Source organism: Kistimonas ophiarachnellae, from assembly GCF_057552235.1.
In genome coordinates this window covers 143,882-162,013 of sequence record NZ_BAAJPA010000008.1, presented here as the reverse complement: position 1 = coordinate 162,013, position 18,132 = coordinate 143,882, and the positions used below count along the sequence as shown (strand labels likewise).

Genomic DNA, 18,132 nt, shown 5'->3' with positions numbered 1-18,132 from the left:
CATATAACGCCATGAGAGGAAGCAATGATTTTTACCCCCTCAAAACATGATGACGAATGGCTGCCAGTATCAGAGCGGCAGAGCAACCCGATGCTTTTTATTCATTATCTCTGAGCAGTCATGACAGACAGGTAAACCTCGATGCCAACAAATGCCAAAACAAGCAGAAGTAGAAACAGGTCACCCTTTGAAGCAAGAATGGCTATCAATCGTGACGACATTGAAGCCATTATGAGATTAAGGCACAGGGTTTTTACTCAGACCTATGGTTCACGATTTCCCAATTGCGAAAACGGGTTGGACTATGATGTCTTCGATCCGCTCTGTCGCCACATTATCGTGAAGGATCGCACTAATAATCAAACCGTTGCCACAACCCGTCTACTCACGGAGGAAAAAGCCAGGCTACTTGGCTCTTTTTACAGCGAAAGTGAGTTTATTCTTCCCGGCCTTAGCGATTTACCCGCACCCATCCTGGAACTGGGCAGAGTCTGCATACATGAAGATTACCGAAACAGGGGGGTCATACTCAGTCTCTGGGAGGCACTCTCTAAAGTACTCACGGCCGACACTGATGTTCGATTCCTGATAGGCATGGCCAGCATCAGCATGCTGGATGGGGGAATACAGGCTGAAGCAACCATGCGGACTATTCGCGCAAACCACCTTGATACCCGCCGTATTCAAGCCACACCGCTGGTACCATTGCCCCAAATTGACCTGCCAGAAAATGTGGTCACCTGCATACCGCCGTTCCTCAAGTTTTGCCTCCGTTTAGGCGCCAAGGTCTGCGGTGAACCCAGTTGGGATCCCGATTTTGGCTCAGCTGCAGTCTTTACCCTGCTTGATTTGAACGATCTCAACCGCGATACACACTGTGTTGTGAATCGTTTTCTTTAAGCAGGGGTTTGCTTTGTTACAGCCAGGTTTGAATGTTTCTTCCACGCCTCGCCATGCCCGCATCCTATGTCAAACATCCGTTTTTGAATGTCTTTCAGGTATTTCCTGCGAGCATGTCATTATTTCACATCAGAAGTAGCAGACTTTCTCAAGGAGATCAGTAAACACTGATAGACAACCAAGGCTTGCCCTAAAAAAGACAAGGGGGCTATAAAGCCCCCTCCCTTACACAATCAGCGTATTTTCACCGGCTCGAATTCCGCTATTTTGGCACGCCACTCTTCTGGTCCTGTCTGGTGTACAGACGTTCCCTTGCTATCAACGGCAACTGTCACAGGCATATCGGCTATATCAAACTCATAGATGGCTTCCATCCCAAGATCGTCAAACGCCACCACCTCGGCTTTTTTAACCGCCTGGGCCACGAGATAGGCGGCTCCGCCTACAGCCATCAGGTAAACGGCCTGATTATCCCTGATTGCCTCAATCGCCGCGGGTCCGCGCTCTGCTTTACCAATCATGCCGATCAACCCCGTCTGCTCCAGCATGGTTCGGGTGAACTTGTCCATCCGGGTAGACGTCGTCGGGCCCGCCGGTCCCACCACCTCATCACGCACAGGATCAACCGGACCCACGTAATAAATGAAACGGTTTTTCAGATCCACGGGCAACGTTTCACCTTTGGCAAGCATATCAACCATACGCTTGTGGGCAGCATCACGGCCAGTCAGCATCTTGCCTGAAAGCAACACCGTTTCCCCGGGTTGCCACTCCCTCACATCTTCTGCGGTTATCGTGTCCAGGTTGACCCGACGAACACTATCGCCAACCTCCCAGGTAATATCCGGGTAGTCGTCCATAGATGGCGGTGTCAATACCGCAGGACCGGTGCCATCGAGTGTAAAGTGCGCATGACGGGTAGCGGCGCAGTTTGGAATCATGGCCACAGGCTTGGAGGCCGCATGGGTCGGATAATCCAGAATCTTGATATCAAGAACCGTAGTCAGGCCACCCAATCCCTGCGCACCAATACCAAGATTATTGACGGCTTCAAAAATCTCCAGACGGAGTTCTTCCGTTTTGCTCTGGGGACCTCGCGCCCGCAACTCATGAATATCGATAGGATCCATCAGCGACTGCTTGGCCAATACCGCGGCTTTTTCAGCCGTACCCCCAATACCAATACCCAGCATACCGGGCGGACACCAGCCTGCTCCCATGGTTGGCACTGTCTTGACCACCCACTCAACAATATCATCCGACGGATTCAGCATGGCCAGTTTGGATTTGTTCTCGGAGCCGCCACCTTTGGCTGCAACCTGGACCTCTACCTTGTCTCCGGGCACCAGGCTGGTATGAATAACGGCAGGGGTATTGTCCCTGGTGTTCTGGCGCTTGCCAGCCGGGTCAGCAAGAATGGAAGCACGCAATACGTTATCCGGGTGCGTATAGGCCCGCCGCACACCTTCATTGACCAGGTCTTCCACACCCAGCTTTGTCTCAAAGCGTACATCCATGCCAATCTTGAGAAATACCGTGACAATCCCCGTATCCTGGCAGATCGGTCGCCGACCGGTTGCACACATACGGGAATTAATCAGGATCTGCGCCATGGCATCCCTGGCAGCCTGGGACTGCTCCTTTTCATACGCCTCATGCACAGCCTTGATAAAATCAACGGGATGATAGTAGGAAATGAACTGCAGGGCATCGGCAATACTCTGCACAAAGTCTTCTTCTCGTATGACGGTCATCGCTTTCCGGACTCCTTTGACTGGCACATCTGCTCACTCTCCAATGGGCAGACCTTCGCCATGGCTGGACACGGTAATACATTATTGTGAATTTGCCGGTGCAGTATATCACTATCCACACAGACAGTGATTCGGCGCCTTTTAGAGGTGCTTTATCCCCGGTATCTCGGTTACACTCAAACCAGTTTGGCAAATAAGTCTCGTTAAGAGCCACAATGGCAAAAATCCATTTCGGCAACCAAAGCTATGCCGCAGCCCCCGGAGAATCGCTCCTTGACACCCTGCTGGCAAACCATTGCCGGGTGCCATGGTCTTGTCGCGCTGGCCTGTGTCACTCCTGCCTTATGCAGGCAACGCAGGGGGAAGTTCCCGGCGAAGCCTCCCCCGGATTATCGCAGGATCAGATTAACAGTGGTTTTTTCCTGGCCTGTCAGTGCTTCCCGGCCAACGACATAACGGTTCGCCTGCCTGAACGCCACCTTCAGCCACAACCCGCCCTGGTCACGGAGAAACGTTTCCTTTCCGCCACATTACTCGCCATGCGGCTGGCTCCCAGGATGCCCCTGGACTATCGGCCGGGGCAACATATTCTCATTTGGCGCAATCCAACCAGTAGCCGACGCTTCTGCCTCTTGTCCCAACCTGGGCAGGATAGCGAGTTGCTGATTCATATTGAACGACGTGCCGGGAGCCATATGGGCAGCTGGCTGTTTGATGAAGCCGATATCGGCACCAAAGTCACATTAAGCGAATTGGCCGGTTCATGCTATTACCAGCCCGAACACCATAGTGGCCCCATGATTATCCTGGGTAGCGGCGTCGGTATTGGCTGCGCGATGGCCATTACACGGGATGTGCTCACCCTGTCCCCCCAGGCCACCATTGCCACATTACTCCACACTGAAACAGATACGCCCGAATCGTTTTACCTTCAGGATTACCCTTTCCCGACCTCGGAATTTATACAGACAACCAGCCAAAATACGACCAACACCATTGATGAACTGCTCGCGGATCGTCGCTTCCAACAGGCAAACATCCTGCTCATGGGCAATGCAGAAACCGTTCTTTCCGTACAACGACACCTCATTGGCAGGGGCATCGCCAGGTCACGGGTGAATGCTCAACCTTTTGTCATGCACTCTTCTGACTGATCCTTGCTCGTATAGCATGAATCAGGATACAGATCAGGGATGACCGAGACTTGTGAGGTCAGAACGATATCCGGGTACGGGGCATTATCAAAGGCAAGTTCAACAAACCATGCTGTCCAGCCGGTTGGGGGGGTATCAATATCAATGGCAAACTGGCAGGGTGTGCCATGATGAACAGGCACGTCAGCCGGGTAGTACTGCAGGCCATTGGGCGTGAGCGCCGTCATCCGGAAATCCCGGGCATCAGGGTTGGTGACCTGCCATAATGTGGCGCGTTTAGGACAATGATCCATCGTGGCAGACAAACGGCCTGGCGCTGACAGCTGCCAATTGACATTGGGTAAAACCCGGTTTTCGACCCTTGCCCCTAAAAACGCTTCAAAGGTCTCGGTTGCCCTTGCCATCCCGCCCGGATCCCTGAAAACGTAATGCCTGCTATTGGGAAACGTGCGCATCCAGGTCGGTCCCAATAATTCATTCAGGTAAAGCCGGGCGGAATCCGGTGGAAAAAAATCATCGCCCGATGCCGTCACAATGTATTTCGGCATGTTCAGACGTTCCCGGTAACGGAATGGATCCACCAGCATCAAGAGACGCCGCATCTCCGGTGTATGTGCATAGGCAATCACATCATGTTCCGGCGCGTAATAATCACTCAGTGCCGGTATCGGCCCCTGGTGCGCCTTGTAAACATGATCAATGAAAGCCTCCCCCTTGAGGATATCAATGACCACTGGTATGAGTGAATCTGTCCGGTTATCGACCGCAGCGGTCAGCCAGGCAGTCCAACCGCGCTTGGAAGCACCTGCCAGAACAAAATAATCCACGCTGACGCCTTTATAGGATAAAACGGCCTGTACCGTATCCATTGCCCGAACAGCCGATTTGACCATGGGAAACTGTAGCGGCAAGGCTTCATTGGCATCCGGATCCTGCAAATAGTGATACCAGGTCCAGGCGATGAGATCGTCTTCTTTTCGTGCTTTGCCATCGGAAAAACGCAGGTACTGGTTGGGAACATCCTTTAAATCAACCACTACAGCCCCCGTTTTGGCGGCAATGCTGGCAAAATCGACCTGGTTAAAAATATCGTAGGTTGCGTCGCCCACTTCCGGTTGACTCGGGTAACGGGTTCCCCCATCAATAAACAGAAAAGCCTTGTTTGAACGAACCACTTCCGGACGGTAAATGACAAGCCGATGACGCCATGCCGGGTCTGACACCCCATGTTTGATCGCTGCTTTCCAGGTCTGGGAAACCATGCTGACCTGGTAACGTTTCACCCGGGGGTTTGAGGCCTGTGCAACCGTTTGCCACACTTCACCTTCCAGCGTCCATTCCCAGCTGGGATCGGGTTGCTGGATATAATCATCTAACGCAGTCCTTTGCAAAGAATGATCCTCACTCCTATGCATACTACAGGCAGACAGTACCGGCATAACCACCAGCATTCCTGCAAGAATATGTACCACCAGCCTACCACTGTTAAACATGAAACTTACGCAAGCCATGCCATTATTCCCAATTAATACTAAAGCAGAGTAGTCATATCGTGCCTCTACAGGGTATGACATAATGCCCGGGCCCACTGACAAAATGACGATAACAGGGCAGGTGCCTGAACATGACAGATTCCATTCAAACGACCCTATCCGAACGCATCCTTCAGATCCGGATCGTTCGACCGGAACGTAAAAACGCGCTGACTCACACCATGTATGATGCGCTGACTGAAGCCCTGCAGCAGGCTGATGACCAAAGTGAAATACGCGCCATCTTTATCACGGGCACTGACGCCTGCTTTACCAGCGGAAACGATGTGCAGGATTTCCTGTCCCATCCCCCTTCAGGGCCTGACAGCCCGGTATTTCGTTTCATGCGAACACTGCAGCAGTGCCGCAAGCCGGTTATAGCAGCAGCCAACGGGCCAGCCGTCGGTATCGGCGCCACACTGCTACTGCATTGTGATCTCGTCTATGTAGGCCCTGATGCAAAACTGCAAATGCCGTTTGTCAAACTCGGGCTCTGCCCGGAATACGCATCCAGCCTGCTGGTGCCCGCCCTGGTCGGCCACCGCCGGGCGACAGAACTGCTGTTACTGGGTGACACCATGAGTGCTGAAGAAGCCGTCAGTGCAGGCATTGCCAACGCGGTATTCGGGGAGGATTACCAGGACAAGGCGCTGGCCAAGGCAAGGAAAATAGCCGCCTTACCCCCCGCCGCTATCCGGATGGCCAAGCAACTCATGAAAGAGCCGCTGGAAGAACAGGTCTCACGTCAAATCGCCCGTGAAGGGGCCGCTTTCGTGGAACGCCTTGCCTCCCCTGAAGCCAGGGAAGCCATGATGGCCTTTATGCAGAAACGCCCTGCCGACTTCAGCCAGTTTGAGTAAACGTCAGTGGACAATGGCCAGCCTCTCCTGGCTGGCCACCCAATGCCTCGCCACTAAAACCACCACCACGATGTCTTTTCAGCGACGTGTGTCACTGGCTCCTGAACCGGTGCAGACAAGGTTACAGCAGGATTCAACTGCCGGGTTTGTTCCAGTTCTGCCTGTGCGGAAGAAAGGGAGACAAACTGCATGGGGCCATCACCCAGGGGCATCTCGCCTGCAGCCGGATCCAGCCTGGGCGATGTTAACTCGGCATAACGCAGGTAATAGGTAGCGCCTCCGGCAACATCCAGAGAAAAACTGGCGATACGATTAAAATTGATTGGCTGCTCTGCCAGAAAAGAGTCTTCAAGGAAAAACAGATCCAGGCCAAAGAATGGCCGCTTGAGCAAGAACTGATATTGCCCCGGGGTCAGCTCAAGCAGCTGGTACCCGTTACTACTGATATTGACAACAGGCTCGCCGTTAACATAAACCGTTGGCGCTTCCAGTTCTTCCTCCGCCCATTCACTGTATGGGCGATAGATAATCACCCGGGCATTATCGAGGTCAGTATCGATCTTCGCCTCATACAATGGCCCCTCAACCGGTTTCAGGTAAGCCCCGAACGTCCGGTCCCAGGAACTGCAGGCGGTTAGAAAATACAGAACGCAAAATACAGCGCTGACTCGGCTGAATAGTTTCATTATTATTATTCTCCAGGCATTCGCGTGCTCATTCTGCCTGTTTTTTGCGGACTGTGCTATCCATCAGGCACTCATCCAGGGCGCAACACCAATCGCCGTCATAATCAGCTCTACGGAGAGTGCCGCCAGTATCATACCCATGATCCGGACAATGATCGCTGAACCGTTATGACCAATCACCTTGAAAATGCGGTCAGCCATGAGCATCAATCCACAAGTCACGAGTAACACCAGCATAAGGACCGCCGCGGTTGCCGTCTGCTCATAAAGCGTTTTTACATGGTTATCCGTTAACGTAATGACGGCCATGATCGCCCCGGGGCTCGCGATGGAAGGTACCGCCAACGGAAAGACAGCAAGATCATGCCCGGGTTCTGTTTCACCGGATTCCTGGATGTGCGTAGAAAAGATCATCTGCAGACCAAACAGAAACAGGATGACGCCACCGGCCAGTTGTAACGAAATCAGCTTGATATCCATGGCCGTCAATATCAGCTGGCCAAGAATGAGTGCCGCAATCAGCACCATGCTGGCATACAGCGTCGCTTTGATGGCCGTTTTTCGCCGCTGCTGTGCTGACAGCCGCGCGGTGAGTCCGGTAAACAGCGCCAGCGTCCCTACCGGATCAATCGTCGACCACAACATCATGAAATCTTTAACCAGCTTTTCCATGGGGCCACCACCTGAGATTATCCCGTTGCTGTCGGTTCGATGTTTATCAGAAATCACCGATTACCACCAATCCCTTTGTGTAGCGTATTGTTTGCAATACGAACATCAGGCCGCGGTCTTGTGAGGAAGACCACCGCTGACCGATACAGATCAATAATTGCCCGTGCCGAGAGACATAGTATAAGCAGGAAGAACACCCTGATCGTTTACAAACGGGGGAAGAAACACGCATGCAACTGTCATTTCTGGGCGCTGCCGGCACTGTTACCGGTTCCAAGTATTTACTGACATTCCACTGTTTCCGACTACTGGTCGACTGCGGACTTTACCAGGGACTTAAAGACTACCGTCGTCGAAACTGGCAGCCATTACCCATACCTGCCGATGAAATAGACGCCATCGTCCTGACCCACGCACATATTGATCACAGCGGCTATCTGCCAGCGCTGGTACGCCAGGGCTACGACGGTCCGGTCTACTGCAGCCAGGGAACCCGGGACCTGTGCCGTGTGCTGCTCCCCGATGCCGGTTACCTTCAGGAAGAAGATGCCCGCTTTGCCAACAAGCATGGTTTTTCCAAACATCGCCCCGCCCTCCCCCTGTATACGGAAGAAGACGCACGCCGTGCCTTAAAGCTGTTTCGTCCCCTGCCTCTGGATAGCATCAATGATATTGGTAACGGGTTAACCCTGCGGCTAAGGCGGGCAGGCCATATCCTGGGAGCCTGTACCCTGGAAGTCTTTAACGGGCGTCATCTCCTTTGCTTCAGCGGTGACCTTGGCCGTGCCGACGACCCGATCATGTATCCGCCGGATCCAATGCCCCGGGCCGACTACCTGGTGCTGGAATCGACTTACGGTAACCGCCTGCATGCAGAAACAGATACGCTGTCGACACTGGCCCAGATCATTAACAAAACCGCCAGGCGGGGCGGAATTGTTCTTATACCGGCCTTTGCCGTTGGCAGAGCGCAACTGGCATTACATATGATCAGCCAGTTGAAACTGCAAAGCCGTATTCCTCGAGAACTGCCTGTCTATCTCAACAGTCCCATGGCGATAAAAGCCACTGAACTGTTTTACCAGAATCCGGAAAAACACCGGCTGACACGGGAGGACTGTCAGCGAATCGATGCCGATACCCACTATGTGCGTACAATGGAAGAATCCATTCTGCTGAACCGACGAACCTTCCCGGCCATTATTATCTCCGCCAGCGGCATGGCCAGCGGCGGACGCGTCCTGCACCACCTGGGCACACTGGCCCCCAACCACCGGAACAGCATCGTATTCATGGGATTCCAGGCGCCCGGCACCCGCGGGGAAAAGATGGTCAATGGCGCCAAACAGGTTAAGATTCACGGTCGTGAGATTGCCATCAACGCGGATGTCCATAATCTGGAGGGCCTGTCCGCCCATGCGGATTATCAGGGTATTCTGGATTGGCTCTCATCGGTACATCAGCCGCCTAAAACGGTCTTTATCACCCACGGCGAACCGGCCGCCTCTGATGCGCTGGCCAACCATATTCAGACACACTTTGGCTGGCGAACGGAAGTACCCGGGCAGGGCACAACGGTTGAGATTCCTGACCCTGACTGATCAGACACTGAAACGTTTCATCCAGAGCCCATGCAAATTACAGTCACTCACTGCAACTAACTGGCTTCCGGGCGGCAGGCGAAGCACAAAAAGACCTTCCGCCACGGAAAGCGACGCATGATATTCCATGCTACACAGTTCCTGGCGCTGATGATCATAAAGACGGATGGCGGAAATATGATGCACCGCGGTCTGGACATGTGGAATCTCAAACCCAATCCGCACCCGTTCTCCTTCCCGGCAAACTGTCACGATGGGAATATGGGCATCGCCCCCCGCCCGACTCTGCCAACCCCCTTCCAGCGTGATTGGCTGGACGGAATCCGCCAGCCCTTGCCGACTCATCCCCAGCGCCATGGATGCCGTACCTGCCACTAATCCATAATGCAGAAACGTTCTCCTCATCAAACCTTCACTCATGACATCGCTCCTCCACAACCTGCGCAATGCAATGGCAAGCCTGGCATGAAAGTCTTTGAGAGAGTGGCCACCAGCAAACAGAGATGGCAAAATAGCCCGAGCACCAATAACAACAATAATGACAAAAAGAACCATGAAGTTGACCAGACAACTTTACCCTTTACTGCTAGTACTGGGCACAGCCTCACTCGTTCACGCCGCTGATAACGGGCGCCCTGATTCATCAGGCAAGATTTATGATATGGGCGATGGTTACCATAATTATCCGCCGGATCACACTGAACCGCCGGCAGACGCACCGTTACGCTACGGACGAACCACCTCCATCACCTTTCCATTACCCAGCATGGAGAGCGAGGATATGGCCGATGCCTCTGTCCCCGGAGCACTTCAGGCAACTGCCGCAGGCCAGACAGAAGACGATGATCTGGAAAAACATAACGTTAATGTAGGCATTAATATTGATGAACTGGAAGATACGATTGATGTGTCGTTACCCAATGGCAATCAGATCAATCAGGGGCAGCAGGGTCCAACCACCATCAGTATTGATGTCACCTATAGCAATGACAGTTCAACCGATGTGCACGTTACGGCAACGACCACATCCTACAATGAGTAACCTTTAAAAAACGACGTGATGAATAATCATGAGGAAAATAATAAGAAGACCGAACGGTTAAACAGCCTTTTTAAACAATGCATTTAATAAGGCTGTTTAATAAATCACTTTTTTACCTGGTTCAACCCGCGCGCGAAACCAGGCTTTTAATTGATCCCTGACGTTTTTTGATTCAACCAGAAACTCCGGATGCAGAGAGTGTCTGACTGATTTCACCTTACCATCCAGTTCTTCCAGCCGTGTTATTTCTATGTCTATATTATTTTCTTTAATAAAACGAACCATGTCAGAGGTTGGTCCACAAACCGCCTGCCGATATTCCTTGTCCATAATCACTCCCCATGCCATCGGCACAATACTCAAGATCCGCTCTAATTAACCTTATTTGTGTATTTTTTAATTTGAATTAAGCATTTTTACTAACTGTGTATATACTGGAGAACTCACAGTCAGGAAGAGGACGTTCCCTGACTATATCGCCTACGGGCGAAAAAGGTTTAACCGCCAGGGTTGGCATAAATAGAACGGCAGAAACCGGTAATGGGCAGGCACACAAGCTTTGAACTGACTGAGGTACTGAGTCAGGCGATGGATTTATTCTGGCGCCTTGGCTATGCCAGTACGTCTATGCGTCATGTTGAGGAAGTCACCGGCTTGAATCCCGGCAGCCTATACCACCATTTCAGCAGCAAGGAAGGCCTCTATAAAGCGGTTATTGAGCATTATTACACCGCCATACTCCAGCCCCGGCTGTACCATTACCGTCATACTGCCACTCCCAGAGAATGCCTTCGGCGCTTTTTCACGACCAGCTATCGCCATTTCCCAGCCAAAGAATACCGTGGACATTGCCTGTTATTGCTGGCAGTCATGGAAACCAAAGACCACGACGACCTGAATCCACAGTTTCAGCAATACATTTCTGAATTAAAACAGGACTTTATCGCAATTCTCAAGCTGGATACGGCGCTTCAAGTCCCTGAAACCAGTGCGGACTATCTCTTTGAATGCTATATCTCGCTTCAGTTCTATGCCTGCCTCAATCCCAGTCGTAAATTTCTGGATAACAAAGTGCGCGTGTTCTTTGAAAGATTGACCCAACTGGATCGCTAGCTCACTGTAATTCCCGATCCCCTGTGCAATAATCCTGCTTCTGAACCGACATGTCTGAAGTGCAGTACTTATGGCCATTAGCAATATTATTGTTCACCATCTTGAGCGCAATCCGGATGCTGACAGCTCCACCGTTCATCCCCGCTCAACGCCGCTGCCGGTGACACCGGCGACAGAAGGCCTGCTGCAGGATCTGCTGCAAAGCTACAACCAGAAATCCGACAAAGCCCATGGCTGTTTCCCGGAACCCGAAAGTGAATCGGGGCTGCAACAATGGCTCAAAGCCTACCTGGATGAACAGCTGCCCTTTGTCGATTTCAGCCTGAAGGCTACAGAAAGTCTGAAAGAAAAGCTTGATGCCGCCGGCATGTTCCCGGGCGGTTTCGTACTGATTGCCCATTACCGCAGTGGCCTGACCCAATATCTGCTGATAACCCTTGTCAGTCCGGCCAGCAGCGTCACGGTCACCGACCAGCTGGATATTATTGATACTGCCTACCTGGATATGGGACGCCTTAACCTGGCTGCCCGCATTAACATGACTGAATGGCAGAACAACCCAAAGGCTCAACGCTATATTTCCTGGATCAAACCCCGTGGTGGGCGTCGCCTCAGCGACTGCTTCAAAGAGTTCCTGGGGGGCACGGAAACAGCCAATACCAAGAAAGATACGGATACCCTGATGAACGCCGTCGAAGCCTACTGTGACACCAGTGAAACTCCGGCTGAACAGGAAGGCGTCAAGAAACGGGTCTATGAGTACTGCAATGAACACCTCCAATCCAGTGAAGCCATCTCCCTGAATGAGCTATCCGCCTTCCTGAACGAGGCCGAGCCCGATAACTTTGCCCGGTTCGTCAACACCCGTGATTATGATGTTGCCCCGGAAATCACGCCCAGCAAAAGCCAGCTGAAGCGACTGGTTCGCTATTCCGGACGCGCCAAGGGGTTCAATATCGCCTTTGAGGCAGAACTGCTGGGCAGTCGCATCATCTATAACCGGGAAACCGACACCCTGACCATCCAGGGCATACCCGATAACCTCAAGTCCCAACTGGAAAAAGCCTGAATCTCGCTGACCACTGCTAGCGCATGAGGACGTGACCAATGAAAACGATCAGAATCTGGGATGTACCGACTCGCCTGTTTCACTGGTTCCTGGTGCTGGCGATAGCGGGTCTCTGGTATACCGGCACCGAAGGGGATATGGACAGACATCTGCCACTGGCCTATTTCACGCTGGCACTGCTGCTGTTTCGGTTGATCTGGGGATTTGTCGGTGGTTTCTATTCACGGTTCTCTGCGTTTCAGCTGTCGCCAATGAATGCGATCCGTTATATCCGCAGCGGTCTCAAGAGCGATTACCCCGGCCACAACCCACTGGGTAGCTGGAGTGTTGTGGCGTTACTTTTCTGCGTCGCTGTGCAGTTGACTACCGGGCTGTTTGCCAATGACTCCATTCTCACTGAAGGGCCCCTGGCACACTATGTATCCAGTGATCTCAGCGACCAGATGACCAGCTGGCATGCCCTGAACGTCAATATTCTGTTGGGACTCATCGCCCTGCATATCGCAGCAGTCGTGTTTTATACCGTCGTCAAACGGGATGACATTCTGCCAGCCATGATTACCGGTAAACGCTCAGTGCCAGAAAACATGAACGAACCTGCGCGCAAAAACCCGGGCTACAGCATTGCGGCTATTGCTGTTGCCGCCGGGATCGTATGGGTAATCACTCAGTTAGGTTATTAAGTATTCGACTGAATATCAGGGCAAAAAAAGCAGCAATTGGTCATTCCATTGCTGCTTTTTATTTTATTCGCACAAGGTCTTACTTGTACTTGTAAGGTTTATGGCAGCTGCCACAGGTGCCTGCTGTTGCTTTAAATTCGGCACGGATATCGCCCATATCCCCTTTGGCTGCGACCTGTTGCAGCTTCAGCGCCTGATCATGGAACGCTTTCATTTTCTGATCAAAGTCAGCCTTTTTCTCCCAGATAGCCGGCTTTGACTTTGAATCATCTGTCAAACGTTTTTCGGCAAACCCCTCATAGGACCAGCTACTTATGGCTGCCAACCGGTCAGCATCGGCTGAAAAACGCGCTGCATCATAAGGCAGCTTGCCTTTGATCATGTCACCCATTTCACCAAAATAGGTACCAATCAAATGCATATGTGCTTTACGCAATGCAACCGCATCTTCATCTTTATCGAAGGTAACGTCGTGTGCAGACACATTGAACGCAACTGCCGCCAAACTTATCAAGGCTATCTTTTTCATCAGCTTATCGACTCTCTCGTTCTGTTGTTGTTCAGAGTAATCTCACGGTGACGCGGTGGCTCGTCATAAGCCTGAAAAGGGACCGTTATCATTGGATTCCGCGCGAGAGTCTAGCATAGCCCCCTCGCCAGAACAGCGAGAAAGAGCCACGAAGAACGTAAAGAACCGAAAATTATTGACGTTTACAAAGGGAGAGATAAAAAGCAGAACACCTGCCACCACCGATTCACGCGATGGTGGCAGGTGTCATTAATCAGACGTTGAAGCGGAAGTGCAGAACGTCACCGTCCTGAACAATATACTCTTTACCTTCAACGCGCAGGCGACCGGCTTCCTTGGCGCCCTGTTCACCGTTGTACTTGATGAAATCCTCATAGCTGGTCACTTCAGCACGAATGAAGCCTCGCTGAAAATCAGTGTGGATAACACCAGCCGCTTCAGGAGCAGTTGCGCCGATTTTCACGGTCCAGGCACGCACTTCTTTCACACCCGCCGTGAAGTAAGTCTGCAGACCCAGCAGCTGATAACCCGCACGGATAACACGATCCAGGCCCGGTTCTTCCATGCCCAGGTCTGCCAGGAATTCACCTTTCTCTTCATCATCCAGCTCGGCAATTTCGGCTTCGAGCTTGTTACAGATCGGCACCACAATGGAACCTTCCGCTTCTGCCAGAGCATTCACTTTATCGAGATGAGGATTATTCTCGAAACCATCCTCATCCACATTGGCGATGTACATGGTGGGCTTGCTGGTCAGAAGGTGGAACATCTTAACCAGCTTCCACTCTTCCGGCGTGAAGCTCAGGCTACGTACCGGACGCCCTTCTTCCAGCGCCGGAATCAATTTTTCCAGCAATGCCTTCTGAGCCAGCGCCTCCTTGTCACCACCCTTGGCCGCACGGGAGATACGCTTTTCCTGCTTCTCCAGGCTATCCAGGTCAGCCAGGGCCAGCTCGGTATTGATAATTTCGATATCAGAGATCGGATCAATCCGGTTGGCGACGTGAATGACATTGTCATTTTCAAAGCAACGCACGACGTGGGCGATGGCATCGGTTTCCCGAATATTGGCGAGGAACTGGTTACCCAGGCCTTCACCCTTGGAAGCGCCTTCCACCAGGCCGGCGATATCCACGAATTCCATCGTGGTTGGCAATACCCGCTGGGGCTTCACAATCGCAGCCAGCCTGTCCAGACGGGGATCCGGCATAGGCACCACGCCTGCATTCGGCTCGATAGTGCAGAAAGGAAAGTTTTCCGCATCAATACCCGCCTTGGTCAGGGCGTTGAAGAGTGTGGACTTGCCGACATTGGGCAGTCCGACTATGCCGCATTTAAAACCCATGCTTGTCTACCTTACTCAGCAGAATAATCGTCAATAAAACCGGCGGATTATACGGGCTGAAAAGACGCTGCGCAAAAATGCTGCAAATCCATTGGTTAACAAGATGAGCAGTATCCATTTACACGCTAGATTTTTAACAGGGACTGCCGGAAAAGAGAGCCAAAACACCATGGATTACCGGGATTTGCGTCAGGGAATCATCACTGCGATGTTGCTGGCATCGTTGCTCGGTGTGGCAGGCGTCAGCCCGGTGACGGCCAACCAGGAAGCCGAGGCAAAACAGGATATTCTGGATTTTGTCCAATCCCGAAACCAGCAGCATTACATGCAAACGCTGAATTCGCATGTCAAAGAACTGGTCACACTATTTTCCAGCAAATCATTACAGCAGCTTCAAAAAAACAATGACCGCACCATCGCGGGCAAACCGCTGACGGGGCTGGAATCAGACATCGGCATAGCACTCGACAAGCTCACCGATGATCAACGTACCTCACTCCACCAACTGCTCGCCACTGCACTGGACACCGGCGGCTACCATCGCCTGACCGCCATACTGAACCAGAAATTCCTGCACCAGGAAATGGCCGGCCATGACAGCGACCTGCTGACCGATCGCCTGCCCGGAGAACGACTCCTGCTGACAGGTAATCCAGGCAGTCATGAATGGGGCATCCGTCTTGGTGGCCCATGGCTCAATATTGATTTCTTTTTCGATATGGCCGAAGGACGAAGCCGTGTCAGCACCGGCCCACTGTTCATGGCCAGCTATCCTACCCAGGTGCCACCGGCACCTGCCATTGACCTCAGCCAGAATTCAACTGAAATCCACTATCCCTATCTGCGCTGGCATGAGCAGGCCGGCCAGACCGTGCTCTGGCAAGCGGGCCATTTTGCCCGCACCACGATCAAGGAACTTCGCTCCGTTGTACGCTACAAGACTTGCCTGAATCGCCAGACGCTCACTGACGAATGCCAGATGATTCCCAAACTACCAGACTCTGCAACATTCCTGGCGCCAGCCATGCCCACCGTCAGGATTGATCAATTGACGGTGTCAGAGCGCTATTATTTCAAACGTTTTGTGAAAACCGTCCTGGAAAACTGGCAGCCGGAGACCCGTGATCCGTCCGATACCATGGAACAATTGAATCTGGCCAGACTGGCCTGGGCGGGCAACCCTGATGAACAGGACCAGGGATTTTATCTCCGCATCCAGTCAGAATCCCTGCTGATTGAGCTTCTGCAGACCCCGATGACGCTCACTACCGACACCATGGGCCTGCCCAATAATGCAACCTTCATGGTCTTCCGGGATCTCAGTTCACCCCATGACTTTGACCCACTCAGTAATACGCTCAAACTGCTGAATCAGGCTCGAAAGGAAGCGGCAGCCGAGAAATCCTCAGCGATGTCGCAAAGTATGGAAGCAGTCAGCCCTGCACTGATGATGGATGAACCGGCTCAAAACCACATGCGATCCAGTAACGCCATTACCTGGCTCAGGGATTCTGCCTACCTGGAAGGAATAGAAATAAAAATTGGCTACGAAGGCAGCCAGGTCGCTACGGGTACACCGTTTTACCCTGTCGTACGTACACGCTTGAACGGCAGTTTGCACAAGAACATGCGCGTCAGCGTGACACTGCAGGATCAGCATGGCCAGGCCCTGATCGTTGGTCACCCGCTCAAATATGATAATGAAAGAGGGATCTATTCCAGCGTCTTGAACCTGCCGGAAACCCTGAGTGGAACCCCTGTTATTATCACCTATTCGGTACATCAACCGGGTAGTCATTATGAAGGGATATACGACGCGACATTAAGGCCGGATATGCCGCAGAACAACGCGCCAGACAGCTCAGGCCGAAAAGGTATGTAACGTCTGTACAGCCTTGGCCCATGAACCATCCAGAACCTCAGGCATCAGGCGAACCGATTCATCGATGACCGCACGAATTTTGTCATCATCCTGCCTTGAAGGCTTGTTCAGCACATAACCCACAACCTTGCTGCTATCACCGGGATGTCCGACCCCGATTCGCAAGCGCAGAAAGTCCCGGTTATTGCCCAGACGACTGATAATATCCCGCAACCCGTTATGGCCACCATGGCCACCACCCTGCTTGAGTCTCGCGGTTCCGACCGGAATATCGAGTTCATCATGGGCAACAAGAATGGACTGGGGAGGAATTCGGTAGAAATTCGCGATAGCCGCAACAGCCTGGCCACTGCGATTCATGAACGTGGTGGGATAAAGCAACCGGATATCACGTCCGCCCAAATAGATTTTGGCCGTCAGACCGTGGAATTTCTTTTCCGGCTGAAGGCTGGCGCCGCAGCTGCGGGCCAGCGCTTCAAGGAACCAGACGCCGGCATTGTGACGGGTATCTTCATATTCTGCACCGGGATTACCCAGGCCAACAATCAGTTCGACAGCCTCATTCGGGGTTGTCTGCGCCACAATGTCGTCTCCGTCCGTGTCAGGGCTTACTCAGCGCTGCTTTCGCCTTCGCCTTCAGCGGCTTCGTCAGCTGCGTCTTCCTTGGTTGCACGTACAGCCTGAACACCGGCTACCGGCAGGTCGTGCTCTTCACCGTGCATCAGGTGAACCAGCTTGACGTTTTCAGCAACAGTCAGCTGAGACAGGTGCACACTGCCACCCAGTTCAATGTCAGCCATGTCAACTTCGATGAACTCAGGCAGATCATTCGGCAGGCAGCGAACTTCTACTTCTACCATGTTGTGAGTGATCGCACCACCCGCCTTGGCACCGGCGCATACGTCTTCGTTGATGAAGTGCAGCGGTACGTTGGTGGTGATTTCAGTGGCAGCATCAACACGCAGGAAGTCCAGATGCATAGCGAATTCCTTGGCAGGATGACGCTGGATATCCTTCAGGATAGCCTGCTCGGCCTTGCCTTCAACGTTCAGGGTAACGATCTGAGCGTAGAACGCTTCGCTTTCCAGCGCCTTGCGAACGTCCTTGGCCATCAGGGTGATCTGAGTGGCTTCGGCGTTGGCGCCGTAGATGATGGCGGGCAGTTTTTCTGCGTGACGCAGGCGGCGGCTCGCACCTTTCCCTACATCCTTACGCAGTTCAGCATTCAAAGCGATTGCTTCAGACATGGTCTTCTCCAAAAAAATAAAACCGTGACAGACGGCGACCAGCCTGCCACAGCGGATAACGAA

The 18,132-nt window shown here is 52.5% G+C and carries 19 protein-coding genes; 9 read left to right on the top strand and 10 right to left on the bottom strand.

Annotated elements, in window-relative coordinates:
* Positions 1–198: 198 nt before the first annotated feature.
* On the top strand, positions 199–900 hold the full coding sequence (locus AC27K1_RS11945) for a GNAT family N-acetyltransferase (RefSeq protein ID WP_487150826.1): 702 nt from the start codon (positions 199–201) through the stop codon (positions 898–900).
* A gap of 233 nt (positions 901–1,133) precedes the next feature.
* On the opposite strand, the gene AC27K1_RS11940 is transcribed toward AC27K1_RS11945, so the two are convergent.
* Positions 1,134–2,654, bottom strand: coding sequence for a fumarate hydratase (locus AC27K1_RS11940; protein WP_487150825.1), 1,521 nt, complete (start codon positions 2,652–2,654; stop codon positions 1,134–1,136).
* A gap of 215 nt (positions 2,655–2,869) precedes the next feature.
* Here AC27K1_RS11940 and AC27K1_RS11935 point away from each other — a divergent pair, with 215 nt between their 5' ends.
* Entirely contained in the window at positions 2,870–3,808 is a 939-nt protein-coding gene (locus AC27K1_RS11935) for a 2Fe-2S iron-sulfur cluster-binding protein (RefSeq protein WP_487150824.1), read from the top strand.
* On the opposite strand, the gene AC27K1_RS11930 is transcribed toward AC27K1_RS11935, so the two are convergent.
* Entirely contained in the window at positions 3,778–5,199 is a 1,422-nt protein-coding gene (locus AC27K1_RS11930; protein WP_487150823.1) for a PhoPQ-activated protein PqaA family protein, read from the bottom strand. The genes AC27K1_RS11935 and AC27K1_RS11930 overlap by 31 nt on opposite strands.
* Before the next feature lie 233 nt (positions 5,200–5,432).
* Between AC27K1_RS11930 and AC27K1_RS11925 the strand changes: the two genes are divergently transcribed.
* A complete protein-coding gene (locus tag AC27K1_RS11925) occupies positions 5,433–6,200 on the top strand; it encodes an enoyl-CoA hydratase (protein ID WP_487150821.1) in 768 nt (255 codons plus the stop codon).
* Between the two features lie 53 nt (positions 6,201–6,253).
* Here AC27K1_RS11925 and AC27K1_RS11920 read toward each other — a convergent pair whose 3' ends face one another.
* Both AC27K1_RS11920 and AC27K1_RS11915 read right to left on the bottom strand, forming a co-directional pair.
* Positions 6,254–6,886 (bottom strand): DUF2846 domain-containing protein, encoded by a 633-nt coding sequence (locus AC27K1_RS11920; protein WP_487150820.1) that lies wholly within the window; start codon positions 6,884–6,886, stop codon positions 6,254–6,256.
* A 63-nt stretch (positions 6,887–6,949) separates the two neighbouring features.
* A complete protein-coding gene (locus AC27K1_RS11915) occupies positions 6,950–7,558 on the bottom strand; it encodes a MarC family protein (RefSeq protein WP_487150818.1) in 609 nt (202 codons plus the stop codon).
* 230 nt (positions 7,559–7,788) lie between these two features.
* Between AC27K1_RS11915 and AC27K1_RS11910 the strand changes: the two genes are divergently transcribed.
* Positions 7,789–9,159: an MBL fold metallo-hydrolase RNA specificity domain-containing protein gene (locus AC27K1_RS11910; protein WP_487150816.1), complete on the top strand. Its 1,371-nt coding sequence runs from the start codon at positions 7,789–7,791 to the stop codon at positions 9,157–9,159.
* On the opposite strand, the gene AC27K1_RS11905 is transcribed toward AC27K1_RS11910, so the two are convergent.
* Positions 9,160–9,579, bottom strand: coding sequence for a desulfoferrodoxin family protein (locus AC27K1_RS11905; RefSeq protein WP_487150815.1), 420 nt, complete (start codon positions 9,577–9,579; stop codon positions 9,160–9,162).
* A gap of 133 nt (positions 9,580–9,712) precedes the next feature.
* On the opposite strand from AC27K1_RS11905, the gene AC27K1_RS11900 reads away from it, so the two are divergent.
* Positions 9,713–10,201 carry a hypothetical protein gene (locus tag AC27K1_RS11900; protein ID WP_487150813.1) on the top strand — a complete coding sequence of 163 codons (489 nt, stop codon included), beginning with the start codon at positions 9,713–9,715 and terminating at the stop codon, positions 10,199–10,201.
* A gap of 96 nt (positions 10,202–10,297) precedes the next feature.
* On the opposite strand, the gene AC27K1_RS11895 is transcribed toward AC27K1_RS11900, so the two are convergent.
* Complete coding sequence (locus AC27K1_RS11895; RefSeq protein WP_487150811.1) at positions 10,298–10,531, bottom strand: hypothetical protein; 234 nt, start codon at positions 10,529–10,531, stop codon at positions 10,298–10,300.
* Positions 10,532–10,741: 210 nt separating this feature from the next.
* Between AC27K1_RS11895 and AC27K1_RS11890 the strand changes: the two genes are divergently transcribed.
* From AC27K1_RS11890 to AC27K1_RS11880, 3 genes are all read left to right on the top strand, one after another.
* Complete coding sequence (locus AC27K1_RS11890) at positions 10,742–11,314, top strand: TetR/AcrR family transcriptional regulator (protein ID WP_487150810.1); 573 nt, start codon at positions 10,742–10,744, stop codon at positions 11,312–11,314.
* A gap of 70 nt (positions 11,315–11,384) precedes the next feature.
* Entirely contained in the window at positions 11,385–12,383 is a 999-nt protein-coding gene (gene yejK, locus AC27K1_RS11885) for a nucleoid-associated protein YejK (RefSeq protein WP_487150808.1), read from the top strand.
* Positions 12,384–12,421: 38 nt separating this feature from the next.
* Complete coding sequence (locus tag AC27K1_RS11880; RefSeq protein WP_487150806.1) at positions 12,422–13,066, top strand: cytochrome b/b6 domain-containing protein; 645 nt, start codon at positions 12,422–12,424, stop codon at positions 13,064–13,066.
* 79 nt (positions 13,067–13,145) lie between these two features.
* Here the strand turns inward: AC27K1_RS11880 and AC27K1_RS11875 are convergent, their stop codons facing one another.
* Together AC27K1_RS11875 and ychF are read right to left on the bottom strand one after the other, a co-directional pair.
* Positions 13,146–13,595 (bottom strand): c-type cytochrome, encoded by a 450-nt coding sequence (locus tag AC27K1_RS11875; RefSeq protein ID WP_487150805.1) that lies wholly within the window; start codon positions 13,593–13,595, stop codon positions 13,146–13,148.
* 253 nt (positions 13,596–13,848) lie between these two features.
* On the bottom strand, positions 13,849–14,940 hold the full coding sequence (gene ychF / locus AC27K1_RS11870; RefSeq protein WP_487150804.1) for a redox-regulated ATPase YchF: 1,092 nt from the start codon (positions 14,938–14,940) through the stop codon (positions 13,849–13,851).
* 169 nt (positions 14,941–15,109) lie between these two features.
* On the opposite strand from ychF, the gene AC27K1_RS11865 reads away from it, so the two are divergent.
* Entirely contained in the window at positions 15,110–16,822 is a 1,713-nt protein-coding gene (locus AC27K1_RS11865; protein ID WP_487150803.1) for a DUF3500 domain-containing protein, read from the top strand.
* Here the strand turns inward: AC27K1_RS11865 and pth are convergent.
* Both pth and AC27K1_RS11855 read right to left on the bottom strand, forming a co-directional pair.
* Entirely contained in the window at positions 16,802–17,404 is a 603-nt protein-coding gene (pth, locus tag AC27K1_RS11860; RefSeq protein WP_345198319.1) for an aminoacyl-tRNA hydrolase, read from the bottom strand. The two genes, AC27K1_RS11865 and pth, sit on opposite strands and share 21 nt — an antisense overlap.
* Positions 17,405–17,430: 26 nt before the next feature.
* Entirely contained in the window at positions 17,431–18,069 is a 639-nt protein-coding gene (locus tag AC27K1_RS11855; protein WP_487150802.1) for a 50S ribosomal protein L25/general stress protein Ctc, read from the bottom strand.
* Positions 18,070–18,132: the final 63 nt, after the last annotated feature.